General features: G+C 65.1%; 27 protein-coding genes. 15 read left to right on the top strand and 12 right to left on the bottom strand.

Going from position 1 to position 23315, the window contains the following annotated elements; all coding sequences use genetic code 11:
- Positions 1 to 8: 8 nt before the first annotated feature.
- The 3 genes from BDOA9_RS14290 (at position 9) to BDOA9_RS14280 (ending at position 2201) form a co-directional block, all read left to right on the top strand.
- A complete protein-coding gene (locus tag BDOA9_RS14290) occupies positions 9 to 536 on the top strand; it encodes a DUF3124 domain-containing protein (protein WP_025034624.1) in 528 nt (175 codons plus the stop codon).
- Between the two features lie 84 nt (positions 537 to 620).
- Positions 621 to 1856, top strand: coding sequence for an aminotransferase-like domain-containing protein (locus tag BDOA9_RS14285; protein WP_025034623.1), 1236 nt, complete (start codon positions 621 to 623; stop codon positions 1854 to 1856).
- Complete coding sequence (locus BDOA9_RS14280) at positions 1857 to 2201, top strand: hypothetical protein (protein WP_025034622.1); 345 nt, start codon at positions 1857 to 1859, stop codon at positions 2199 to 2201.
- Positions 2202 to 2209: 8 nt separating this feature from the next.
- On the opposite strand, the gene hpaD is transcribed toward BDOA9_RS14280, so the two are convergent.
- Both hpaD and BDOA9_RS14270 read right to left on the bottom strand, forming a co-directional pair.
- Positions 2210 to 3064, bottom strand: coding sequence for a 3,4-dihydroxyphenylacetate 2,3-dioxygenase (gene hpaD, locus BDOA9_RS14275; protein WP_025034621.1), 855 nt, complete (start codon positions 3062 to 3064; stop codon positions 2210 to 2212).
- Positions 3065 to 3082: 18 nt separating this feature from the next.
- Complete coding sequence (locus BDOA9_RS14270; protein WP_018648688.1) at positions 3083 to 3355, bottom strand: helix-turn-helix domain-containing protein; 273 nt, start codon at positions 3353 to 3355, stop codon at positions 3083 to 3085.
- 157 nt (positions 3356 to 3512) lie between these two features.
- Here BDOA9_RS14270 and BDOA9_RS14265 point away from each other — a divergent pair, with 157 nt between their 5' ends.
- Entirely contained in the window at positions 3513 to 3965 is a 453-nt protein-coding gene (locus BDOA9_RS14265; RefSeq protein WP_025034620.1) for a hypothetical protein, read from the top strand.
- A 102-nt stretch (positions 3966 to 4067) separates the two neighbouring features.
- Positions 4068 to 4310 (top strand): hypothetical protein, encoded by a 243-nt coding sequence (locus BDOA9_RS14260; RefSeq protein WP_025034619.1) that lies wholly within the window; start codon positions 4068 to 4070, stop codon positions 4308 to 4310.
- Between the two features lie 572 nt (positions 4311 to 4882).
- Here the strand turns inward: BDOA9_RS14260 and BDOA9_RS14255 are convergent.
- The 4 genes from BDOA9_RS14255 to BDOA9_RS14240 all read right to left on the bottom strand — a co-directional run bounded on the left by BDOA9_RS14255 (position 4883) and on the right by BDOA9_RS14240 (position 9102).
- Complete coding sequence (locus BDOA9_RS14255; protein WP_025034618.1) at positions 4883 to 6448, bottom strand: alkaline phosphatase D family protein; 1566 nt, start codon at positions 6446 to 6448, stop codon at positions 4883 to 4885.
- 322 nt (positions 6449 to 6770) lie between these two features.
- Positions 6771 to 7190 carry a hypothetical protein gene (locus BDOA9_RS14250; protein ID WP_025034617.1) on the bottom strand — a complete coding sequence of 140 codons (420 nt, stop codon included), beginning with the start codon at positions 7188 to 7190 and terminating at the stop codon, positions 6771 to 6773.
- A gap of 110 nt (positions 7191 to 7300) precedes the next feature.
- Positions 7301 to 8302, bottom strand: a complete 1002-nt coding sequence (locus BDOA9_RS14245) for an NAD(P)H-dependent flavin oxidoreductase (protein ID WP_025034616.1) — start codon at positions 8300 to 8302, stop codon at positions 7301 to 7303.
- Positions 8303 to 8364: 62 nt separating this feature from the next.
- Positions 8365 to 9102 (bottom strand): SDR family oxidoreductase, encoded by a 738-nt coding sequence (locus BDOA9_RS14240; protein ID WP_025034615.1) that lies wholly within the window; start codon positions 9100 to 9102, stop codon positions 8365 to 8367.
- 175 nt (positions 9103 to 9277) lie between these two features.
- Between BDOA9_RS14240 and BDOA9_RS14235 the strand changes: the two genes are divergently transcribed.
- Complete coding sequence (locus BDOA9_RS14235; protein ID WP_025034614.1) at positions 9278 to 9742, top strand: winged helix-turn-helix transcriptional regulator; 465 nt, start codon at positions 9278 to 9280, stop codon at positions 9740 to 9742.
- Between the two features lie 150 nt (positions 9743 to 9892).
- Here the strand turns inward: BDOA9_RS14235 and BDOA9_RS14230 are convergent, their stop codons facing one another.
- Positions 9893 to 10264: a PRC-barrel domain-containing protein gene (locus BDOA9_RS14230; RefSeq protein WP_025034613.1), complete on the bottom strand. Its 372-nt coding sequence runs from the start codon at positions 10262 to 10264 to the stop codon at positions 9893 to 9895.
- A gap of 148 nt (positions 10265 to 10412) precedes the next feature.
- Between BDOA9_RS14230 and BDOA9_RS14225 the strand changes: the two genes are divergently transcribed.
- The 6 genes from BDOA9_RS14225 to BDOA9_RS14200 all read left to right on the top strand — a co-directional run bounded on the left by BDOA9_RS14225 (position 10413) and on the right by BDOA9_RS14200 (position 14673).
- Entirely contained in the window at positions 10413 to 12200 is a 1788-nt protein-coding gene (locus BDOA9_RS14225) for a thiamine pyrophosphate-requiring protein (protein ID WP_025034612.1), read from the top strand.
- 21 nt (positions 12201 to 12221) lie between these two features.
- Complete coding sequence (locus BDOA9_RS14220) at positions 12222 to 12449, top strand: hypothetical protein (protein WP_025034611.1); 228 nt, start codon at positions 12222 to 12224, stop codon at positions 12447 to 12449.
- Between the two features lie 85 nt (positions 12450 to 12534).
- Positions 12535 to 13089 (top strand): DUF4142 domain-containing protein, encoded by a 555-nt coding sequence (locus BDOA9_RS14215; protein ID WP_025034610.1) that lies wholly within the window; start codon positions 12535 to 12537, stop codon positions 13087 to 13089.
- A gap of 164 nt (positions 13090 to 13253) precedes the next feature.
- Positions 13254 to 13841 carry a phosphatase PAP2 family protein gene (locus BDOA9_RS14210; protein WP_025034609.1) on the top strand — a complete coding sequence of 196 codons (588 nt, stop codon included), beginning with the start codon at positions 13254 to 13256 and terminating at the stop codon, positions 13839 to 13841.
- A complete protein-coding gene (locus BDOA9_RS14205) occupies positions 13838 to 14185 on the top strand; it encodes a DUF3147 family protein (protein WP_025034608.1) in 348 nt (115 codons plus the stop codon). The genes BDOA9_RS14210 and BDOA9_RS14205 overlap by 4 nt, the downstream gene beginning before the upstream one ends.
- A complete protein-coding gene (locus tag BDOA9_RS14200; protein ID WP_025034607.1) occupies positions 14185 to 14673 on the top strand; it encodes a DUF3147 family protein in 489 nt (162 codons plus the stop codon). Before BDOA9_RS14205 ends, BDOA9_RS14200 begins: the two co-directional genes overlap by 1 nt.
- On the opposite strand, the gene BDOA9_RS38830 is transcribed toward BDOA9_RS14200, so the two are convergent.
- Positions 14670 to 14837 (bottom strand): hypothetical protein, encoded by a 168-nt coding sequence (locus BDOA9_RS38830; RefSeq protein ID WP_192859570.1) that lies wholly within the window; start codon positions 14835 to 14837, stop codon positions 14670 to 14672. The two genes, BDOA9_RS14200 and BDOA9_RS38830, sit on opposite strands and share 4 nt — an antisense overlap.
- A gap of 28 nt (positions 14838 to 14865) precedes the next feature.
- Positions 14866 to 15009 carry a hypothetical protein gene (locus BDOA9_RS38825; RefSeq protein ID WP_192859569.1) on the bottom strand — a complete coding sequence of 48 codons (144 nt, stop codon included), beginning with the start codon at positions 15007 to 15009 and terminating at the stop codon, positions 14866 to 14868.
- Between BDOA9_RS38825 and BDOA9_RS14195 the strand changes: the two genes are divergently transcribed.
- Positions 15008 to 15253: a hypothetical protein gene (locus BDOA9_RS14195; RefSeq protein ID WP_025034606.1), complete on the top strand. Its 246-nt coding sequence runs from the start codon at positions 15008 to 15010 to the stop codon at positions 15251 to 15253. The two genes, BDOA9_RS38825 and BDOA9_RS14195, sit on opposite strands and share 2 nt — an antisense overlap.
- Positions 15254 to 15399: 146 nt before the next feature.
- On the opposite strand, the gene BDOA9_RS14190 is transcribed toward BDOA9_RS14195, so the two are convergent.
- From BDOA9_RS14190 to BDOA9_RS14185, 3 genes are all read right to left on the bottom strand, one after another.
- Positions 15400 to 15603 (bottom strand): hypothetical protein, encoded by a 204-nt coding sequence (locus BDOA9_RS14190; protein ID WP_025034605.1) that lies wholly within the window; start codon positions 15601 to 15603, stop codon positions 15400 to 15402.
- 68 nt (positions 15604 to 15671) lie between these two features.
- Positions 15672 to 15800 (bottom strand): hypothetical protein, encoded by a 129-nt coding sequence (locus BDOA9_RS39885; RefSeq protein WP_256375393.1) that lies wholly within the window; start codon positions 15798 to 15800, stop codon positions 15672 to 15674.
- 114 nt (positions 15801 to 15914) lie between these two features.
- Positions 15915 to 16109, bottom strand: a complete 195-nt coding sequence (locus BDOA9_RS14185) for a hypothetical protein (protein WP_025034604.1) — start codon at positions 16107 to 16109, stop codon at positions 15915 to 15917.
- Between the two features lie 95 nt (positions 16110 to 16204).
- On the opposite strand from BDOA9_RS14185, the gene BDOA9_RS14180 reads away from it, so the two are divergent.
- A complete protein-coding gene (locus BDOA9_RS14180; protein ID WP_025034603.1) occupies positions 16205 to 16723 on the top strand; it encodes a DUF4142 domain-containing protein in 519 nt (172 codons plus the stop codon).
- A gap of 292 nt (positions 16724 to 17015) precedes the next feature.
- Complete coding sequence (locus tag BDOA9_RS14175) at positions 17016 to 23309, top strand: HAMP domain-containing protein (protein ID WP_025034602.1); 6294 nt, start codon at positions 17016 to 17018, stop codon at positions 23307 to 23309.
- Positions 23310 to 23315: the final 6 nt, after the last annotated feature.

Raw genomic sequence — 23315 nt, 5'->3', positions numbered from 1 at the left:
TTCGTCACATGCGGAATGGGCTCATCACAGCCATGCTGCTGGGTCCCCTTGCCTTTGCCTTGCCCGCCGCCGCGCAATCCAAGGTCAATATCGAACAAAGCTTTGCCGAATCGCTCACCCCGCTGCCGAAGGAAGGCCTCGCCCTCTCCGGCGGTTTCTACGTGCCCGCCTATTCCAGCGTCGCGATGAGCCAGGGCAAGCTGCGTGTCGACTTCTCGGTGACGCTGAGCGTACACAATGCCTCCGAGACCCAGCCGCTGGTCATCAAACGCATCGCCTATTTCGACACCGCAGGCAAGCAGGTTGAGAGCTATCTGAAGACGCCGGTGGCGCTACGGCCCCTCGCCACCGTCTCGATCTTCATTCCGACCGACGACGTACGCGGCGGGACCGGCGCCAATTTTCTGGTCGACTGGGCCGCCACGGGCGAGATCGCCGAGCCGGTGGTCGAAGCCCTGATGGTTGGCGGCATCGCCAACGCGCATTACGCTTTCATCAGCCAGGGCCGTCCGACCAGGACGGCCACTAGGCAGTGAGACGGCCGACCAGGACGGCCGGCAGGAAGTCAGGCGGCCGGTGCAAAGCCGACGCTCAACAAGAACAAAACGAGGAACGCTCCCATGACGTCCAGCTTCGATTTCGCGCCCCTGTTTCCAGCAGGGCTGCCGGCCCCTTCTGCGCGCTGGGCGGGCCTTGCCAAATACAGCTTCGTCGGCGGCAACAATGATTCCGAACAGCTGCCGCTCGACGAGCTGATCGAAGCGGCCGACACGGTGCTGCGGCGCGAGGGACGCTCGCTCGCCACCTACGGGCTCGCCCATGGTCCGCAGGGCTACCTGCCCTTGCGCGAATTCCTGGTGACGAAACTCAAGCGCGATGCCGGCATCAGCTGCACGGTCGACGACCTCCTGATCGTCTCCGGCTCGCTGCAGGCGCTCGACCTCGTCAACGCCACCCTGCTGACGCGCGGCGACACCGTGATCTTCGAGCAGGAAAGCTATCAGGGCTCGCTGACACGGCTGGCGCGCCTCGGCGTCAACGTCGTCGGCATTCCCCTCGACAAGGACGGCATGCGCATGGACCTCTTGGCCTCCACGCTGGCCGACCTGAAGCGCCGCGGCATCCGGCCGAAATACATCTACACCATTCCGACGGTGCAGAATCCGACCGGCAGCATCATGCCCGAGAGCCGCCGCACCGAGCTGGTCCGGCTCGCGACCGAATATGGCGTGCCGATCTTCGAGGACGATTGCTATGCCGACCTGATCTGGTCCGGGCAGCGGCCGCCCGCGATCTACGCGATGAGTAGGAGCGGCGGCGTGATCCATATCGGCTCGTTCTCGAAATCGATCGCGCCGGCGCTGCGCGTCGGCTTCGTCGTGGCGCCCTGGGAGGTGATGTCGCGGATGCTGGCGCTGAAGACGGATGCGGGCTCCGGTGCGCTGGAGCAGATGGTGCTCGCCAGCTACTGCAAGCCGCATTTTGCAACCCACGTGCCGGCCTTGACGAAGGCGCTGCGTACCAAGCTCGACACGCTGATGGAAGCCCTGAACGAGCAGTTCGGGACCGCGGCCGAATTCGAGGAGCCCAAGGGCGGCATCTTCCTCTGGGTCAAGCTGCCCGACCAGGTCGACACCCTGAAGCTGTATCAGGCCGCGCTCGCTGCCGGCGTCTCGATCAATCCGGGACCGGAATGGTCGACCAACAAGGGCCATTCCGCCTCGCGGCTCAGGCTCTGTTTCGGCAGCCCCACGCACCAGCAGATCCGCGAGGGCGTCGCCGTGCTGGCCGAAGTGTGCCGCAAGGAGTTCGGCGTGCCGGCGCGCAGCGGCAATGTGGAGAAGGCAAAGGCGTAGATGAAACGGCCGGCACGGATCGCATCGTGGATACTCGGAATCCTCGTGGCTTTTGGTCTGGTGATCGTTGCTTCCGAAATCCTGGACTTCGCAACGAGCACCGAAGCGAGCGCTCGTAAAGAAGCAATGCTTGCTTTCCGGCAAGAGTGCGCGAGACGCAAGATTGCTCCCGACCAGTTCGAAGGACCACGAAGAATCAGATCGCCGAAACGGACCTATGGGTTTCTTTGGATGGATCGATCGAATGGGGATCAGATCGTGACCATGGTGAGCTACCTCCCATCGAATTCCGAAGCCTGGTCAGCCGGCCGCGACCAAATCTTCGAACCTTACGACCAGCGCTGAACTGGCCCTCACGTCTCGACGTGGAATTCCACGTTGACCTGGCCGCTGCCCGAGGATGGGAAGTAGTCGCAAAGCTGCTCGGCCGTGCCGCGGTAGTCATACCAGCCAAGCGCGGCGAACAGCATGATGGTGTCGGCCATGCCGCCTTCGCCGTTGCACTTGGTGGCATAGTCCGGAAGCATGTCGAGGAATTCGCGGTAGCGGCGGCTTTGCCACAGCTCGAGCACGCGCAGATCGACCTGGCGGTTGAACTCGCTGGCGACCGACGTCCACGCCTCGGGGCCCAGCTTCTTGTTGGGCCAGAGCCGATGCGAAAGCGAACCGCTGGCGAGGACGGCGACCCGTTCGCCGGATTGGTCGATCGCCCGCCGGGTGGCTTCACCGAGGATCCGGCTCTCCTCGAACGAGGTGAACAGCGGCGAGGCGATCGAGACCACCTTCGCAAAGCCATCGGGATTCATGTAGTGCATCGGCACGATGGTGCCGTATTCCAGCCCGAGGCTGGCCACCCGATGCGCGATGACGTTGAGGCCCGCGTCTCCGGCCCTGCCCGCAATGGCTTCGGCGAGGCTGGTATCGCCCGGCAGATCGTAGCGCAGATCCTGAATCATGTGCGGCGCTTCATGGCTCGTGAATGAGCCGCGATGCCGCGCATTGGCGTTGATGTGGTAGCCGAAATTGGAGAGCCAGTGGGTGTCGAACACCACGAAGCAGGTGACGCCGCGATCCTTCGCCCGCCGGCCGAGCTCGCGCAAGGAGCTGACCGCCGGCTCGCGGGCGGCCCGCAGCGGGCTGCCTGATTGCTCCGACAGCATCAATGATGGAACGTGGGTGACCTTGGCCGCGAGTACGAGCTGCCCCATGGCGGTCACCTCGGAGCGTCACGCCGCCTGTGGCTGGCTGCTGTGGATCGCGGAGGCCAGCCGCAGCAGCAGGACGATCGAGACATTGCCTTTGCCCGCCTCGATCTGGGCGATGTAGCGCTCGGAAATCCCGGAGCGGCGGGCAAGCTCCCGGCGCGACAGGTCGCAGCGGGTGCGCGAGGACCTCAGGCGGTCGCCCAGCTCGGCCAGAAACGCGGTCTCCGAATAGGGCGGCACGGCGCAGCTCCCCGGCAGCACTTCGCCCGCAAAATCCATGACTTGATTCAGCATTGGTGTATCCACGTTCGCCTTCGGAGCTGCCATCCTACCCTCGCTGCGGCCGGTCTCATTGACGCGGATCAAATTCGCGCGCGATCGACCGCGGCCGTGGACGACGGCGCGCGGGATGCTAGACTTTGAAATTCGTCGAGGCGGGGTTTTTCAGGACATGATGCGTTGTTCGGGCCGCTGGATCGCGGCTGCGGTGCTGTGGGCCGCGTTCACCTCCACGGCCAGTGCCGAGACGCTGGCCGCGACCGTGGAGCAATGGGGCCTGCTGGGCTCGTGGGCGGTCGATTGCGCGACCCGGCCCGACCGCGACAAGGGGGCGCTCCTGACTTACGAAATCCGGAAAGACGGCCGGGTGATGTACCGGCGCAATTTCGGCGAGGCCAGGGACGAGAACGAGGTGGTGTCCGCCACCGTCAATGCCGAGGGTCTGCTCAATGTGATGGTCTACTTCCCCTCGTTGCATCAGGCGCGCGAATTCGGGTTGCTGTTGCAGAAGGACGGCAGCCTGCGCGCGATCTACAATCGCAGCGAGCGCGGCGAGTACACGATCAGGGACGGCAAATACGTCGCAACCGGTGCACCGACGCCCGCGCAGCAGCGCTGCGATTGACACGCCTTCGCCTGAACATCCATTCAGAATTCTCTCGCCGTTCCTCCGGAACGTTCGTGCAGATCTGCGGTTTAGATGTGCATTCGTTTGGAGGAGGACAGCATGAAGAAGCTTGGTTATCTGGTTGCGGCTCTCGGTGCGATCGTGATCGCGGCGCCCACTCTGGCAAGTGCGGAAACGGTGGTGATCAAGCGCAGCAGCGGCTACCACCATCATCACCACGGCCCGTACGGCGCCCGCGCCGAGTATCGCAGGCATCATGATCACGGCTGGCATCGCGGGCATCATCGCGGCAACAAGGTCGTCGTGATCAAGCGCAGCCACCGCCATCACCACTGGGACTGACGCGTCACGCAACATGGAAATGGCCCCTCGCGGGGCCATTTCAATTGCTTGATTGCTGGAGCTGGCGCGAAGGCTGGATTGACGCGTCTGCCCTTGGCCAGCGCGGCGATCTTTTTGCGGTCGGCATCGTCGCGCGGCGATGCCGCGTGAGCCGGCTTTTCTGTGATGGAAAAGAAGTGGCGGGACCCCTCACCTCAGCGCAGGGCTATCGCATTTGGGGAGTTCTTCCCTGCGGCCATCCTTCGAGACGCCCGCTTGAGGCGGGCTCCTCGGGATGAGGACCGAGTGCGCGGCAGCAGTTTCACCGAGCACTGATGCTGATGAGCCTCATCCTGAGGAGGCGCGTTAGCGCCGTCTCGAAGGACGAGGCTTGCGCGCAGGCCGCGGACACAAGTCATATGCGATAGCCTGACCCTGGCGCGGGAGCAGCACGGCGCGCCAGTCAAGATCGGGTTAGCAGCCTCTCGTCGTCATGCCCGGGCTTGTCCCGCCTGCGCGGCCGAAGCCGCTTCGGCGCAGGGTCAGGCCAGGTCAGGCCCGGCCATGACGATGCCGAGAGAACGACCTGACTCTCACCAATGCTGCGCCACCACCGCGGGATGCGCCTGCACCTGCGGCACGATGTCGACCGACCAGAGGTCGCGATTGTCGACGTCCTTCAACGTCACCGTCATCACGCCGCTCGCGCCGTCGATGTCGACCCGCCCGAAGAACTGCAAGCCGAAGCAGGGCGCCAGATTGTCGCCTTGCGCGGCGCTGCAGCCATGCTGGTACATCGCGACCGGGCCGAAAGTGTCGTCGAGCTCGCCCGGGCTCCAGCTGCCGGCATGCAGCGGGCCGGAGACGAACTCCCAGAACGGCTCGAAGTCCTGAAATTGTGCCTTGTTCGGATCGTAATAATGCGCAGCAGTGTAGTGCATGTCGGCGGTGAGCCAGACGATGTTGCGGATGCCGGCACGCTTGATGGACAAGAGCAGATCGGCGATCTCGTGCTCGCGCCGGTCGGGCGGCCCGTCGCCGAGCGCGACGGCGTCCAGGCTGATCAGGCCGATCGGCAAATCGGCCGCGATCACCTTCCAGGTCGCGCGCGAGGCGGCGAGCTCGCGCTTCAGCCAGGCGAGCTGCTCGGCGCCCAGGATCCAGCCTCTGTGATCATCGCCCTTGTTCCAGTTCTCGTCGCGGTAGCTGCGCATGTCGATCATGAAGACATCGAGCAGCGGACCGTAGGCGATCTTGCGATAGACGCGACCGTGCCGCGCGCCGATGTCGCGGATCGGCATGAAGTCGAAGAAGGCTCGACGGGCGCGCGCGACCAGGCGCGGGGTGCCGTCGTCCTCGTGTCCGGACTCGTCACAGGTCCCGATCGGCGACCAGTCGTTGGTCACTTCGTGATCGTCCCATTGCGCCAACATCGGCACCTCCGCATGAAAGGCGCGAAAGTGTCCGTCGAGGTGGTTGTATTTGTAGTTGCCGCGGAACTGGGCCAGGGTGTGCGCGACCTCGGATTTCTCTTCAGTGACGAGGTTGCGCCAGGTTTCGCCGTTGGGCAGCTTCTGTTCGGAGGGAATCGTGCAGTCCGCGTAGATGTGATCGCCGCAATGGATGAAGAAATCCGGGTTGTTGTCGCGCATGGTGCGATAGCTGCGATAGCCGCCGCGGGAGACGTCGATGCCCCAGCCCTGCCCCGCGGTGTCGCCGGACCACAGGAACGAGATCGACTGGCGCGCTGCCGGCGCGGTGCGGAAATGGCCGACGCGGCTTTCGCCAGCGATGCCGGTGGCGATGTCGTCGAAGCGCACGCGATAGAAGATGTCCTGCCCGGGCGGCAGGTCGTCCAGCAGAAGCTTCGACGTGAGATCGGCGTCGGGCAGCGCATCGCCGGAAGCCGACGCGATGATGGTCTTGAAACTCTCGACGGTCGAGCATTCCACCTGCATCCGCGCGGGCCGGTCGGCGCGCGCCCAGATCACCGCGGAGCCGCCGGAGACATCGCCGGACTGGATGCCGCCTGCGATCTGCGGCCGATCGGCGGCGCGGCTCAGGCGATGCTTCGCGAACGAGGCGATGGCGAGAGCGGAGGCGGAGCGGACCAGGAACTGCCGCCGGGTCCATGCGCGCGAGGCGCGGAGCGTTGCCATTCAGGAGACCTTCGTCGAATCGCGACGGAAGGTGCCTGCGCTCCTTGACTCCCAGCTTACGGTTTCTTGACTCCGCGCCTACGGTTTTGCGACGGGGGGATGACGCATGATGCAACCGCGGGGCGCGGTCTGCTCCCTCGCCCCGTTCTTACGGGGGCGCGACGAGCTTCGCTCGCGCTGAGAGGATCGGGGTGAGGGGACTCTCCGCGGGGGGCGGTGACAGTTGGACTCGTGGAGGCTCCCCCTCACCCGGATTGCATCTTCGATGCAATCCGACCTCTCCCCCCAAGCGGGGCGAGGTGAAGCGCCCGCAACGCCGCGCCTACCGCTTCCAGTTGCAGATGCCGCCGGAGCGGCATGGCCAGGTCTGGATACGGGTGTCCATCGCCTGCGCATCGAGCGGATTGCCGCGGCGGTGGGCAAGCTTGGCGCGGGCCGCGCCGCGCGGCGGTGTGCTCGCCGCATGCGCGGCCTTCGGCTCGGCCACACGAACGCGTTCGGCGGCGACCTTCTTCGGCACGTCGACGGGCTCGGCGCGCGCCTGCGCCTCGTTGCCGCCACGCGCTTCGAGCGCGACCGGCGCGAAGTGCGTCTCCGGCCCGAGACGTTTCGGCGACAGCACGGCCTTGGAGAGATCGAGGCTGAGATATTCGCCTGGCTTGTAGTCGTCGGCGCGCGCGACACCGGCCCCTGCGACCACGAGGGCAAAGGCAATTGCGAAGTGAACACTTTTCAGGACCACGGATGCCTCCTGAAATCGATTTATGAAAGGGGCAATTTACCCTTATCTAGGAGGCGCCGCGCGCAATTCCAGCGGTCAAATGCCGCCGTGGTTAAGAAGTTTGACGGGTGTCAGGCGACCTTTCGCGTCGCCCCCGTCCCGTCCAGGAACCCCAGCAGGCGGCTGCGGATGATGGTTTCCGCTTCGTCCATGATGCGATCGATCAGCTCCTTGCAAGACGGGATGTCGTGGATCAGGCCTGCGACCATGCCGCAGCTCCAGGCGCCGGCGTCCATCTGGCCGTCCAGCATGATCTTGGGATAGACGCCCGCGACCTGGTCGTGAATGTCGTCGATGGTGAGCTTGGCGCCCTTCTCGCGCTCGATCTCGAGCAGGCGGTCGACATTGGCGTTCTTCAGGACGCGCTCGGTATTGCGCAACGCCCGCATGATCAGGCGGGTGTCGAGCTCGGTGGCCGCGACCAGCGCGTCCTTGACGTTCTGGTGCACCGGCGCTTCCTTGGTGGCGATGAAGCGCGTGCCCATGTTCATGCCCGCCGCGCCCAGCGAGAGCGCCGCGACCAGGCTGCGACCGTCGGCCATGCCGCCGGAGGCGACGAACGGGATCTTCAACTCCTCCGCCGCACGCGGCAGCAGAATCATGTTGGGGATGTCGTCCTCGCCGGGATGGCCGCCACACTCGAAGCCGTCGACGCTGACGGCATCGCAGCCGATGCGCTCGGCCTTCAGCGAGTGGCGCACCGAGGTGCATTTGTGGATGACCTTGATGCCGGCGGCCTTCAGCGCCGGCATGTAGGCTTCCGGGCTGCGGCCTGCGGTCTCCACCGCCTTGATGCCGCCCTCGACGATGGCCCCGATGTACTCCGGATAGGGCGGCGCGGCGAAGGTCGGCAGGAAGGTGAGGTTCACGCCGAACGGCTTGTCGGTCATGTCGCGGCAGCGCGCGATCTCCTTGGCGAGCAATTCCGGCGTCTTCTGCGTGAGACCGGTGATGATGCCGAGCCCACCGGCATTGGAGACGGCCGCCGCCAGCTCGGCGAAGCCGACGAAATGCATGCCGCCCTGGATGATCGGGTGCTCGATGCCGAACAGTTCGGTGATCGCGGTCTTCACTGAAAATCCTCCCGGAATTTGCTTGCTGTTCAGATCAGTCTAGCCGGACTTATGCGTTCAGGTCACCATTTCTCGCCGAACGGGCGGATCTCCATCTCGAAAGTCCAGGCGCTCTTCGGCTGCTGGTAAAGCTGCCAATAGGCGTCGGCGACCGAGGACGGTGGCATCAGCAGGTCGGGATTATCAAGCGCATTCGGCCCGAGCGCCTCGAGCCGGCGCTGGCGCACCCATTCGGTGTCGACGCCGGAATCGATGATGAGATGGGCGACGTGGATGTTCTTCGGCCCGAGCTCGCGCGCCATCGCCTGCGCCACTGCACGAAGTCCGAACTTGGCGCTCGCAAAGGCGGCAAAGCCGCTGCCGCCGCGCAAGGACGCGGTCGCACCGGTGAAGAAGATGTTGCCGCTGCCGCGCGGCAGCATCAGCCGCGCCGCCTCGCGGCCAGCGAGGAAGCCGGAATAGCAGGCCATCTCCCACACTTTCCGGAACACGCGCTCGGTGGTGTCGAGGATCGGGAAATTGACGTTGGCGCCGACGTTGAAGATGCAGACTTCGAGCGGAGCATGCTTGTCGGCGTCGTTGAGGAAGGCGATGACTTCGTCTTCCTTCCGCGCGTCGAGCGAGCGGGCGTGGATCTCGCCACCGGCGGCTTCGATGTCTTGCACCAACGGCGCCAGCTTGTCGCCATTGCGGCGACCGGCGAAAATCGAGAACCCTTCGGCGGCAAACTTCTTGGCGATCTCGGAGCCGATGAAATCGCCGGCCCCGATGACGGCCGCAGTGGCGTTTCGCTTGGACAAGATCGCCTCCTCCGGTGAGCCGCATTACGAGCGAGCGGCGCTTTCATGGGCAGGAGGCTATAGTTCAAAAATAGAACTGTCAAACTGAGCAGCCGAATGCTAGAGTTTGGCAAAAATCTCGCTTTCCGATCAACTTAGTTCCTTTTTCAGACTGACGACTTGCAGGAACCGCATCATGAAATGGGACACGCTGGAGGAAGAGCCCTGCTCGCTCGCCCGCACCGTCGCCGTGATAGGCGACCGCTGGACGCTGCTGATCCTGCGCGAGTGTTTTCTGCGGGTCCGACGGTTCGAGGCGTTTCAGTCCGCGCTCCAGATCACGCGCCATCTGCTCTCGGAGCGGTTGAAGAAGCTGGTCCGCTTCGGCATCCTGCGCCGCGTGCCCTATTCCGAGGCGCCGAAGCGCTACGAGTACATCCTCACCCAGAAGGGGCTCGACCTCTATCCGATCATCATGGCGATGGTGCATTGGGGCGACACCCATATGGGCGACGAGCGCGGCCGCCCACTGCTGCACGAGCACAAGAGCTGCGGCAAGCTGTTCGACCCCGTGATGGTGTGCTCGGAATGCGGCGAGGTGCTGCATGCCAAGCAGGTGCATGTGCATGCGGGCCCGGGGCGGCGGGAAGCGGTGGGGTGAGCGAGGCGGCGCGTCCCTCGCTCCACCGTCATTGCGAGGAGCCCTTGCGACGAAGCAATCCAGAATCTTTCCGCAGAGACAGTCTGGATTGCTTCGCTACGCTCGCAATGACAATGTGGCAACCATCCGTCTTCAAAGCCCCCCGCGCCCTCACGCGAAAGGGACGCCGTAATAGGAGTTGATGCCGCGCACGGCGTCGTCGCTCCAGTTCCAGTCGGTCTTCTCACCGTATTTCGGCGCGCCTTCCAGATCCTTGGCGGTAATCGCAGTCACATAACCGCCGAGCTCGGTGTCGTACTTCAGCGACTGCCAGGGCAATGGATAGTGATCATTGCCGAGGCCGAGGAAGCCGCCGAAACCGAGCACCGCATAAGAGACCTTGCCGCTGATCTTGTCGATCATGACCCGTTCGATCGAACCGATCTTGTTGCGATCGGCGCCGTAGACCGCGGTTCCCTCGACCTTGTCGCTTCCGATCAGCCGGCCCATCTCGTTGCGGTCCAGTTCACCCTGATTCAGCATCGTCATTCTCCACTCAGCCATTCGTGAATCAACCGAAAGGGGTGAGTGATCGTTCCGGCGCGTGTCCCGGCAAATGCTTGGGAACATCACCACAACGAGCCGGTTCTCTGAGGCACCCGAGGCCGCAACACAGAGAGAGCCGCCCGCGATGTCCCAGACCGTCTCCGATTTCATCATTCAGCGCCTGCACCAATGGGGCGTGCGCCACATCTTCGGCTATCCCGGTGACGGCATCAACGGCGTGTTCGGTGCGATGAACCGGGCTGACGGCAAGATCGGCTTCGTCCAGGCGCGGCACGAGGAGATGGCGGCATTCATGGCAACGGCCTACGCAAAGTTCTCGGGCGAGCTCGGCGTCTGCATTGCGACCTCCGGCCCCGGCGCCTCGCATCTCGTCACCGGTCTGTACGACGCGCTGCTCGATCACCAGCCGGTGCTGGCGATCGTCGGCCAGCAGGCGCGCAACGCCCTCGGCGGTCACTATCAGCAGGAACTCGACCTGCTCTCGATGTTCAAGGACGTCGCGGGCGCCTATGTCATGCAGGCCTCCTCGCCTGCGCAAGTGCGGCACCTGATTGATCGGTCGGTGCGGATCGCATTGGCGCGGCGGACTCCGACCGTCATCATCTTGCCCAACGACTTGCAGGAGGAGCCTTACGAGGACCCGCCCCGCGCGCACGGCACGCTGCACTCCGGCATCGGCTACAGCGCGCCCAAAGTCATCCCGCGTGATGCCGATCTCGACCGCGCGGCCGATGTCCTCAACGCCGGCAAGAAGGTCGCGATGCTCGTCGGCGCCGGCGCGCTTGGCGCCACCGACGAGGTCATCGCAGTCGCCGACCGGCTGTCGGCCGGCTGCGCCAAGGCATTGCTCGGCAAGGCGGCGCTGCCCGACGACCTGCCATGGGTCACCGGCTCGATCGGCCTGCTCGGCACCGAGCCCAGCTACAACATGATGATGGAATGCGACACGCTACTGATGGTGGGCTCGGCCTTTCCCTATGCCGAATTCCTGCCGAAGGAAGGCAGTGCGCGCGGCGTGCAGATCGACATCGACGCCGGCATGATGTCGATCCGCTTCCCCATGGAGGTCGGCCTCGTCGGCGATGCCGCCGAGACGCTGCGGGCCTTGTTGCCGCGGCTGAAACCCAAGAGCGACGGCGCCTGGCGCCAGCGCATCCAGGAGGACGTCGCGACATGGTGGGAGACATTGGATGGCCGCGCGCATCAGCCCGCCGCGCCGGTCAACCCGCAGCTCGTCGCCTGGGAATTGTCGCCGCGCCTGCCCGACCGCGCCATCATCACCAGCGACTCGGGCTCCTGCGCCAATTGGTTCGCGCGGGACCTCAAGATGCGCCGCGGCATGACGGCCTCGCTCTCCGGCGGGCTCGCATCGATGGGCGCCGCGGTGCCTTACGCGCTCGCGGCCAAATACGCCCATCCGGACCGCCCGGTGATCGCACTCGTCGGCGATGGCGCCATGCAGATGAACAACATGGCCGAGCTGATCACCGCTGCGAAGTACTGGCGCGACTGGAAGGACCCGCGTTTCATCGTCTGCGTCTTCAACAACGAGGACCTCAACCAGGTGACGTGGGAGCAACGCATCATCAACGGCGATCCCAAATTCGAGGCCTCGCAGCGCATTCCCGATGTCTCCTATTCGCGCTTCGCCGAGCTGATCGGCCTGCGCGGCATCTTCGTCGACAGCCCACAGTTGCTCGGCTCGGCCTGGGAGCAGGCGCTGGCAAGCGAGATGCCGGTCGTGCTGGAAGTGAAGACAGATCCCGAGGTGCCGCCGCTGCCGCCGCACATCACCTTGCAGCAGGCGAAGAACTTTTCGCTTGCCCTGATGAAGGGCGACCCGAACGAAAGCGGGATGATCAAGGGCGCAGCGCGACAGGTGCTGGAGTCGATCCTGCCAGGAAAGCAATGAAGGCAAGCAATGAGGCGAGCCATGAGTGACTTCCGCGACACCCGGCACGGCGTCAACGATCCGGTCGACGGTCTCGACGTCAAGCGCCGGATCAACGACAACCGCACGACCCACGAGCAGGCGCAGCACCATGCCGACGTACGGGCCGACGCAACCGCGACGCCGGCCGAACCGTTCCTGCCCGAGCGGCTTCGACGCGCGCCGACAGATCCGATCAATCCGCGCACCGGACGCAATCCCGCGGATTAGCCGTTAGGAACCTCGGCCCCGGCGGCGTGTTGGTCGGCGCACGTCGCCGGCAAGCGGCCGCGCGATCTATAGGAAGGATTTGAACATGAAACGCACAATCATCGCCCTTGCCTGCATGGTTCTCGCAGGCCCCGCCCTCGCCCAGTCGCTCGGCGAAAAGACCGGCGTGAATTCGGTGCTCGGCGTTGCGCCTGCGACCGCCGACTTCGTGACCCAGGTCGCGATCAGCGACATGTTCGAGATCGAATCGAGCAAGCTCGCGCAGCAGAAGGGCAACGCGGAGGAGAAGACCTTCGCACAGCAGATGATCACCGATCACACCAAGACGAGCAACGAGCTCAAGGGACTGGTCGGCAATGGCAAGGTGCAGGCCACGCTGCCGACGGCGCTCGACAGCTCGCATCAGAGCAAGATCGACAAGCTCAAGAATGCGAGCGGCAAGGATTTCAGCTCAGACTACAATTCCTATCAAGTCAGCGCGCACGAAGATGCCGTGTCGCTGTTCGAGCGTTACGCCAAGGGCGGCGACAATGCCGAGCTCAAGGATTGGGCCGGCAAGACGCTCCCGGCCTTGAAGCACCACCTCGATATGGCCAAGAACCTCGGCAGGGCGCCGAGCGTCGGCCAATCCAACAAGTAGCGTATTGCTGAAGGACGCCGGCTCTACCGGCGTCCCTCCTGGCGCGCGATGAGAACGTCATCGCGCGCTTTTGTGCGATTCGACGCTCGCCGGTTGCGCCCAGGAACCTTCCTTGTCTCCGGGCTTTACAAAACCGTCATGGAGGAAATGTCGCCGACGGACCGATGGCTTTAGTAACAGTCAAACCCAACCGGATCGATACGGCGATCGCCAGCGAGATCGCGCACAACACCAACTCGGGGCTCGAGCACGCCGCCCAGGCCATGACCTGGGGCGCCGACGAGCATGTCCTGGTCGCACTTGCGGCGGCCGGATGGCTCTACACCCGCCTTCGGCATCCGCAGCGGCGTCCCGTTGCCGATCACGTCCTGATCGTGTCGCTGGCGACGGCCGTGTTGCCGCACGTCTTGAAATCCGTCTTTCATCAGACGAGGCCCGACCGGCTGACGGTGAGCGGCCACTGGCGCGGTGTTCCCGTTTCGGGGCGGGCGCGCGATGCATTTCCTTCGGGTCACGCCGTGCATATGGGCGCCCTTGCCTCGGCCGCAGGCCTGTTGCCGCCGGCCCGGCGCAGTTTGGCGCGCTCGCTCGCCGTGGCGCTGTCCCTGACGCGCGTCGCGCTGCTTGCGCACTGGGCCAGCGACGTCGTGGCAGGCTTCACGCTCGGCATCGTCGTCGAGCGATTGGTCAGGCCGTTGACGCTGTCGAGCTCACGGCAGCGGCGGCGCGAGAGCTCGGAGGGACGGCCGTGAGCGAATATCTCGTGCGCTTCGTCGCCGGCGGCCTGATCGTATCCGTCTTCGCGATCTTCGGTGACATGCTGCGGCCGAAGAGCTTTGCCGGGCTGCTCGGCGCAGCACCGTCGGTGGCGCTGGCCACCCTCGGCATCGCATTGGTCCAGCACGGCCCGCAATATGCCGCGGCCGAGAGCTGGACGATGATCTATGGCGCCGTCGCGCTCGCCTGCTACAGCGTCGTCGTCTGCCACCTCCTGATGAGGTTCCGTTTCGGCGCGCTTCCGGCAACGATCCTCGCCTTTGCCGCATGGCTCGTGGTCGCCTTCGGCCTGCTCGCCGGCCTCGGAGGTGCGGCCTGATGCTGGTGAAGCTATCGACATCGGCGCTGAAAGAGACGCGATGGTACGAGTACGCCATTCGCTTCGTGCTCGGCGGCGGTGCGACCGTGCTCGCCGGCGTTATCGCCTCGAAGTTCGGCGTGGCGGTCGGCGGGCTCTTTCTTGCTCTCCCGGCCGTCTTCTGCGCCAGCGCGACCCTGATCGAAAGCCACGAGCGTCGCACCAAGGAAAAGGCCGGCCTGGGCGGGCGGCGGCGCGGACAGCAGGCCGCGGCCCTCGATGCCGCCGGCGCCGCACTCGGCAGCATCGGCCTCGCGGCGTTCGCCGCCACCTTCCATGTCATCGTCGGGGCAAGCGTCGCATTCGCTTTCGTCGCGGCGGTGACGGTGTGGGCCATCGTTTCCGTGGCGGCCTGGTGGCTCAGGCGCAAGCTTCGCATCGTCTCGCACAAATCACGCCGATCGGGCCATTCGCCGTCGGCAGGAGGCTCTCGCCTCGTGAAGCCCTAGCTCGCTTTCGTTTCCGTCGAGGGCTGCGATTGCGGCGGCTGGAGGCCCGGGCTGTTGGCCCAGCGCTCGACCTCATCGATGATCTTCTGCTGGCTTGGCCGCACCGGCTCAGGCGCTGCGGGTTCTTCGGAAAGCTTGCGAGGTAACCTGACTTCCTCCGTCATGGACTCTCTCCCTTTCGGGAACAATGCCTCATGGCAGGATGCGTTTCATATAATTCATTGTTTTTATTGGATATTCCTGCTCATTTGGCGACTCTTCCACCAGTGATGGAACTCGCGGCAGATTAGTTCGTTGAGTAAGCTGCTCAACATGCTCAATTTCAGTGATCGCCATGAACGACCTTCGCGCCGAGCGCCTCCAGGTCATGCTTTCGCCGGAAGAACTGGCCGCCGTCGACGATTTCCGGTTCAAGCACCGCATGCCGACGCGGGCGGCGGCAGTCCGCGAACTCCTCAAGTGCGGACTGGCCGCTGTGGGCGTCGATGCAGCTGCCGGGGTGAAGTCAAGCAGCTTCGGCGTGTTCGGCCGCGGGCCTGACGGGCATACTCAGGGGGAGCCGGAGAACGGCGGCGGCTGACGCACGAAGCCCCCACGAGCAAACGACCCCGGCACGGTGGGTGCCAGGGCCGTCCTTGGAGATTGCTTCCGGCGCACCGGGGGCATGACTACCGGAAGCAATCCGTCGACTCGTCCTGCGCCAATTCGTTCCTTTCCTGCTGAGAGCTAGCCTGTGGCGTCGCTCGAGCCGTCCGGCATGGCGCCGGAACCTGGCGTCTTGCTGTTGTCGTTCAGCTTGGGATCGCGCGTCGCTTCACGCGAGGGCGAGCCTTTCGGGTCCGTCTTGTGCACGGCTTGCGCACGTTCCTTGTCGCGCGGCTGCACCTCCCCACGCTTGTCCTTGACGATGCCTTGGTCGGAATGGGCCATGATGCGCTCCCGCTTCTCCTGATGTGTCGGAGCGCTTACGCACTGCGGCGGCTAATGTTCCGCTCCAGTCAGCTGCGCGTGGCATGGGCGGCAGATGCGCTCTCGAGATGCACCTGCCGCACCGTCGTCACCGTCGCGAATGCGACGGAGACGCCAAAGGCGAGAATGAGGGAAAGAAGAGCCAGACGTGGAGCCATCGCCAAACCTCCTTCTGCAACTGAAAAATCGCGCGACCGACGTTCCCCGGATGATCCCAAATCGGTTGCGTGGGTTCCGTGAGCGGTCTCACATGCAGGTTCGTGAGGACGAGCTCACCGGTTCCGCTCCGCGGCTGCATGAACCGGAACGGGCGAAACCTCGCCATCGAGCCAATCCTGCTCGTTGGCGAGCGCCGTCCAGGCGTCGGCCATGCGCGAATAGCGCTTATGGGAGGGCTGTCCGTCGGCGCGTTCGGCAAGCTGCAGACAATTGTCGGCGTTGTCCCTGAAGATGTCAGACTGTTTCATGCAAAAGACGTGGGGACGGAACTCTTGCGTCGCAACCCGCTTACCGGATCGTAATGGTCGGGGAACTTTCGCACCCCGTTCGTCATTGAAGATCGATGCGAATTGTGGCCGCAATCATCCTGGCATTGATCAGCACCTCGGCGCTTGCAGACAGCGGTGGCGAACGAAAGCCCGGCGCACGGCCGCCCTCCGCGATCGAGGTGATCAGCGGCGCCTACAATTTCAGCCGGTTTCAACAGGGGCTGCTCGAGAACACCGACCTCAAGGGCAACGCGGAGGTCAAGAATCTCGCCGCCCTGCGCGCCGAGGAAGCGGCCAAGCGCGACAAGAGGCTGAAGGAGGTCCAGGAGGCCATCGGGGCGGAACTGCACCTCGGCAAGCCAGCACCCACGTCTCCAACCGCGAGCCTTGTCGAACCTGAAATGTCGGACGGCCCGGCCTACGTCAGAAGCTTCTATGCCGCGCAGATTCCCGAGTATGAATCGCTGATCAGCCTGCTCGAGAGCTATCTGGCGGCGCCCGACAATGCGGCGCTTGCCGCGTTCGCGCGCGAACAGCTGCCGTTGCTGCGCGCGCAGGTCAGGGACGCCGAGCGCACCATGGCCGACAAATAGCCTCTACTTGTCCTCCGCACGTTGCTGGCTCTGCGGCCGCACGGTGCGGTCGCTCTCCGGCATCTTGCCGCGGCCTGCATCGCCGTCGTCGTCTTTGCCACCCCGCGACATTTTTTCTTGCCTAGGGATGTGGAACCAAATGGGAGGATCGTCGTTAGCTCGGTCGGGCTGAGCAAAGCGGGTTCCATTTCGCGGCGCCGTACCTTGGCGCTTGATTTCGAATTTGGCTGACGCTCTATTTCGACCAATGCGTCTTGCCGCGGATTCGGCCGACGCCTGCGGGGGAATCAGTATGAGCGACCTCGATCCCGGAAGTGCATCACGCTCCGGTCGTCGCGTCCCAAAACCAAAAATTAACGGTACGTCCGACCCGGATTCGCGGGGCGAACTGCTGCTCGCCCTGCAGGCGATGCGCAGCGGTGACTTTTCGGTGCGCATGAGCGGCGACTATCTCGGCATCGACGGCAAGATTGCCGACACTCTCAACGAAATCATCGCCGCCAACCAGCGCATGGCGCAGCAGCTCGAGCTGGTCGGCCAGGTGGTGGGACGCGAAGGCAAGACCCGCCAGCGCGTCAAGTTCGGCCTCGCCTCGGGCTCCTGGGCCGACATGGAAGGTTCGGTCAACACGCTGATCGACGACCTGTTGTGGCCTACCCGCGAGGTGACGCGCGCCGTCGCAGCCGTCGCACAAGGCGACCTGCTGCAGACGGTCAAGCTCGACGTCGATGGCCGTCCGCTCGGCGGCGAGTTCTTGCAGTCGGCGACCATCGTCAACACCATGATCAAGCAGCTCGGCGTGTTCACGTCCGAGGTGACGCGCGTGGCGCGCGAGGTCGGCACCGAGGGCAAGCTCGGCGGCCAGGCCCAGGTGCCGGAGGTGACCGGCGTCTGGAAGGACCTCACCGAGAGCGTCAACTCGATGGCGAACAACCTGACCAACCAGGTTCGCAACATCGCCGAGGTGACGATCGCGGTCGCCAACGGCGACCTCTCCAAGAAGATCACGGTCGACGTCCGCGGCGAGATTCTCCAGCTCAAGGAAGCCATCAACACGATGGTGGACCAGCTGCGCTCCTTCGCCTCCGAAGTGACGCGCGTGGCGCGCGAGGTCGGCACCGACGGCAAGCTCGGCGGCCAGGCCATCGTGCCGGGCGTCGCCGGCACCTGGAAGGACCTGACCGACTCGGTCAACGCGATGTGCGGCAACCTGACCGCACAGGTGCGCAACATCGCCAACGTCACCACCGCCGTGGCGCGCGGCGACCTCTCGCGCAAGATCACCGTGGACGTGCGCGGCGAAATCCTGGAGCTGAAGGACACCATCAACACCATGGTGGACCAGCTCAACTCGTTCGCTTCGGAAGTGACGCGCGTGGCGCGCGAGGTCGGCACGGAAGGAAAGCTCGGCGGTCAGGCCCAGGTGCCGGGCGTCGCCGGCACCTGGAAGGACCTCACCGACAACGTCAACTTCATGGCCTCGAACCTGACCGCGCAGGTCCGCAACATCGCCGACGTCGCGACCGCCATCGCGAGCGGCGATTTGTCGAAGAAGATCACGGTGAACGTCTCGGGCGAGATCCTTCAGCTGAAGGAGACGCTCAACACCATGGTCGACCAGCTCAACGCCTTCGCCGGCGAGGTGACGCGCGTCGCCCGCGAGGTCGGCACCGAAGGCCGGCTCGGCGGCCAGGCCAACGTGCTCGGCGTCGCCGGCACCTGGAAGGATCTCACCGAGAGCGTCAACTCGATGGCGTCGAACCTGACCGCGCAGGTTCGCAACATCGCGGAGGTGACGACGGCGGTCGCCGGCGGCGATCTGTCGAAGAAGATCACGGTGGACGTGCGCGGCGAGATTCTCGAGCTGAAGGACACCATCAACACCATGGTGGACCAGCTCAACGCCTTCGCCGGCGAAGTGACGCGCGTGGCGCGCGAGGTCGGCACCGAAGGCAAGCTCGGCGGCCAGGCCGTCGTGCGCGGCGTCGGCGGCACGTGGAAGGACCTCACCGACAGCGTCAACTCGATGGCCTCCAACCTCACCGGCCAGGTCCGCAACATCGCCGAGGTCGCAACCGCGGTGGCGAAGGGCGACCTGTCCAAGAAGATCACGGTGAACGTCTCGGGCGAAATCCTTCAGCTGAAGGAAACGCTCAACACCATGGTCGACCAGCTCAACGCTTTCGCCGGCGAAGTCACGCGCGTCGCCCGCGAGGTCGGCACCGACGGCAAGCTCGGCGGCCAGGCCGACGTGCCCGGCGTCGCCGGCACCTGGAAGGACCTGACCGACTCCGTCAACTCGATGGCGGGCAATCTCACCGCCCAGGTCCGCAACATCGCCGAGGTCGCGACCGCGATCGCCGGCGGCGACCTGTCGCGCAAGATCACCGTGGACGTGCGCGGCGAGATCCTTCAGCTCAAGGACACGCTGAACACGATGGTCGACCAGCTCAACCGCTTCGCGGGCGAGGTGACGCGCGTGGCGCGCGAGGTCGGCACCGAAGGCCGGCTCGGCGGCCAGGCCAACGTGCCCGGCGTCGCCGGCACCTGGAAGGATCTCACCGACAGCGTCAACTCGATGGCGGGCAACCTCACCGCCCAGGTCCGCAACATCGCCGAAGTGACGACCGCGGTCGCGCGCGGCGACCTCTCGCGCAAGATCACCGTCGACGTGAAGGGCGAAATCCTCGAGCTCAAGAACACCATCAACACCATGGTGGACCAGCTCAACGGCTTTGCCGGCGAAGTCACGCGCGTGGCGCGCGAGGTCGGCACCGAAGGCAAGCTCGGCGGCCAGGCCGAGGTGCCCGGCGTCGCCGGCACCTGGAAGGACCTCACCGACAACGTCAACTTCATGGCCTCCAACCTGACGGCGCAGGTCCGCAACATCGCCGAGGTCGCGACCGCCATCGCCGGCGGCGACCTGTCGAAGAAGATCACGGTGGACGTGCGCGGCGAGATCCTTCTCCTGAAGGACACGCTGAACACCATGGTCGAGCAGCTCCGCTCCTTCGCCGCCGAAGTCACGCGCGTGGCGCGCGAGGTCGGCACCGAGGGCCGGCTCGGCGGCCAGGCCGTGGTGCCCGGCGTCGGCGGCACCTGGAAGGACCTCACCGATAACGTCAACCTCCTGGCTGCGAACCTCACCACCCAGGTCCGCAACATCGCCGAAGTCACCACGGCGGTCGCGCGCGGCGACCTCTCGCGCAAGATCACCGTCGACGTGAAGGGCGAAATCCTCGAGCTGAAGAACACCATCAACACCATGGTGGACCAGCTCAACGCCTTCGCCGGCGAAGTGACGCGCGTGGCGCGCGAGGTCGGCACGGAAGGAAAGCTCGGCGGCCAGGCGCAGGTGCCCGGCGTCGCCGGCACGTGGAAGGATCTCACCGACACCGTCAACTTCATGGCGGCGAACCTGACCGAGCAGGTGCGCGGCATCGTCAAGGTGGTGACCGCGGTCGCCAACGGCGACCTGAAGCAGAACCTCACGGTGAAATCGAAGGGCGAGGTCGCGGCGCTCGCCGACACCATCAACAACATGACCGAGACGCTGGCGACCTTCGCCGATCAGGTGACCTCGGTGGCGCGCGAGGTCGGCGTCGAAGGCCGGCTCGGCGGCCAGGCCAACGTGCCCGGCGCTGCCGGCACCTGGAAGGATCTCACCGGCAACGTCAACCTGCTCGCGGCCAACCTGACCTCGCAGGTGCGCGCGATCGCGGAAGTCGCGACGGCGGTGACCAAGGGCGACCTGACGCGGTCGATCCAGGTCGACGCCCGCGGCGAAGTGGCGGAGCTGAAGGACAACATCAACACGATGATCACGAATCTCCGTCTCACGACGGACGTGAACACCGAGCAGGACTGGCTGAAGACCAACCTCGCCAAGTTCACCAACATGCTCCAGGGCCAGCGCGACCTCACCACCGTCGGCCGGCTGCTGCTCACCGAGTTGTCGCCGCTGGTGAACGCCCACACCGGCGTGATCTACCAGGTCGAGAACGAGAACGATCCGCAGCTCCTGCTGCTCGCCTCCTACGCGAGCGACGGCGCCTACCCCTATCAACCGGTACTGCAGTTCGGCGAAGGCCTGATCGGCCAATGCGCCTTCGACAAGCGGCCGCGCGTCGTCTCCGACATTCCGTCGGACGTGGTGCCGATCAACTCGGCGCTGTTCCGCGTCGCACCGAAAAACCTCGTCGTGCTCCCGGTCCTGTTCGAGGGTCAGGTCAAGGCCGTGATCGAGCTCGCCTCGCTCATCTCCTTCACGACCTCGCAGATGACGTTCCTGGAGCAGCTCACCGACTCCATCGGCATCGTGCTCAATTCGATCGAGGCCACGATGCAGACCGAAGGCCTGCTCAAGCAGTCGCAGCAGCTCGCCGGCGAGTTGCAGACCCAGCAGCGCGAATTGCAGCAGACCAACGACCAGCTCGAGCAGAAGGCGCAGCAGCTCGCCGAGCGCAACGTGGAGGTCGAGCGCAAGAACCAGGAGATCGAGCAGGCCCGCCGTGCGCTCGAGGAGAAGGCGACCGAGCTCGCGCTGACGTCGAAATACAAGTCCGAATTCCTCGCCAATATGAGCCACGAGCTGCGCACGCCGCTGAACTCGATCCTGATCCTCGGGCAGCAGCTCACCGACAACCCCGATGGCAACCTCTCGGCCAAGCAGGTCGAATTCGCCCGCACCATCCACGGCGCCGGCACCGACCTCTTGAACCTCATCAGCGACATTCTCGATCTCTCCAAGATCGAGTCCGGCACCGTGACGGTCGATGCCGAGGAAATCCTGACCGCGAACCTGCTCGAGACCGTGGGCCGGCCGTTCCGGCACGAGGCGGACAACCGCAACCTGTCGTTCAAGATCGACGTCGATCCGAACCTGCCGCGCAGCATCGTGACCGACTCCAAGCGGCTGCAACAGGTTCTGAAGAACCTGCTCTCCAACGCGTTCAAGTTCACCGCCGAAGGCGAAGTGCGCCTGAAGGTCACCGGCGCAGTCGGCGGCTGGGGGACGGATCATCCGGTGCTGAACTCGGCGCCGGCCGTGATCGCCTTCGAAGTGTCCGACAGCGGCATCGGCATTCCCCTGGAGAAGCAGAAGCTGATCTTCGAGGCGTTCCAGCAGGCCGATGCCGGCACCAGTCGCAAATATGGCGGCACCGGCCTCGGCCTTGCGATCAGCCGCGAGCTGGCCAGCCTGCTCGGCGGCGAGATCCACCTGCGCAGCGCGCCGGGCAAGGGCTCGACCTTCACGCTCTATCTGCCCTTGAAATATTCCGGCCCGACCCTCGCGCCGCGGGCGCCGGCGCCGCCGCAATTCGGCCAGCCGCCGGCGCTGCAGCCTGCCGCGCCTGACCAGCAGCGCGTCATCGAGCAGCTGCCCGACGACCGCCTCAATCTCGAACCCGGCGACACCATTCTCCTGATCGTCGAGGACGACCCGCATTACGCCCGCGTGCTTGTCGATCTGGCCCGCGACAAGGGCTTCAAGATCCTGGTCGCGGCGCGCGGCGCCGAGGCCCTCGAGCTCGCCAAGCAGTACCAGCCGACGGCGGTCTCCCTCGACGTGTTCCTGCCGGACATGCTCGGCTGGACCGTGCTGAGCCAGCTCAAGCACAATCCGCTCACCCGCCACATCCCGGTTCAGATCATCACGCTCGACGAGGACCGCCAGCATGCGCTGGCCCGCGGCGCGTTCTCCTTCGTCAACAAGCCGACGACGACCGAGGGCGTCTCGGCCGCGCTGACGCAGATCAAGGAATATGCGCGTCCCAGGCGCAAGCGGCTCCTGATCGTCGAGGACAACGAAGCCGAGCAGCTCTCGATCCGCGAGCTGCTGCACCACGACGACATCGAGATCCTGGCCACGGATACCGGGGCCGGCGCGCTCACGACGCTGCGCGAGCAGCCCTGCGATTGCGTGGTGCTCGACCTCAGGCTGCCCGACATGAGCGGCTTCGAGGTGCTCGATCAGATCCGCAGCGACGAGGCGCTGTCGAACATCCCCGTCGTGGTGTTCACCGGCCGCGAGCTTTCCGCCGAGGAGGATGCCGAGCTTCACACCATGGCGCGCAGCATCGTGGTCAAGGGCGTGGAATCGCCCGAGCGCCTGCTCGACGAGACCGCATTGTTCCTGCACCGCGTGATCACGGAGCTGCCGGTCGAGAAGCAGCGCATGCTGGAGAAGCTGAACAGTTCCGACGAGGACCTGATCGGCAGGACCGCCCTGCTCGTCGATGACGATGCCCGCAACATCTTCGCGCTCTCGAGCGTGCTGGAACGACGCGGCATGAAGGTGCTGACGGCGACGACCGGCAGCGAGGCGGTGACGCTGGTCGAATCCAATCCGGAGATCGCGATCGTGCTGATGGACATCATGATGCCGCAGATGGATGGCTACCAGACCATCGGCGTGATCCGCGAGAACCCGGCCTTCGCCCGCCTGCCGATCATCGCCTTGACCGCCAAGGCGATGAAGGGCGACCGCGAGAAGTGCCTCGAAGCCGGCGCGTCCGATTACCTCGCCAAGCCTGTCAACACCGACCAATTGCTGCTTGCGATCCGCATGTGGCTGCATCGCTGAGTTGGG

This window comes from Bradyrhizobium sp. DOA9 (genome assembly GCF_000617845.2).
Classification (GTDB): domain Bacteria; phylum Pseudomonadota; class Alphaproteobacteria; order Rhizobiales; family Xanthobacteraceae; genus Bradyrhizobium.
Note: the sequence above shows the minus strand (reverse complement) of the source record. Positions and strands in the feature narration are given on the sequence as shown.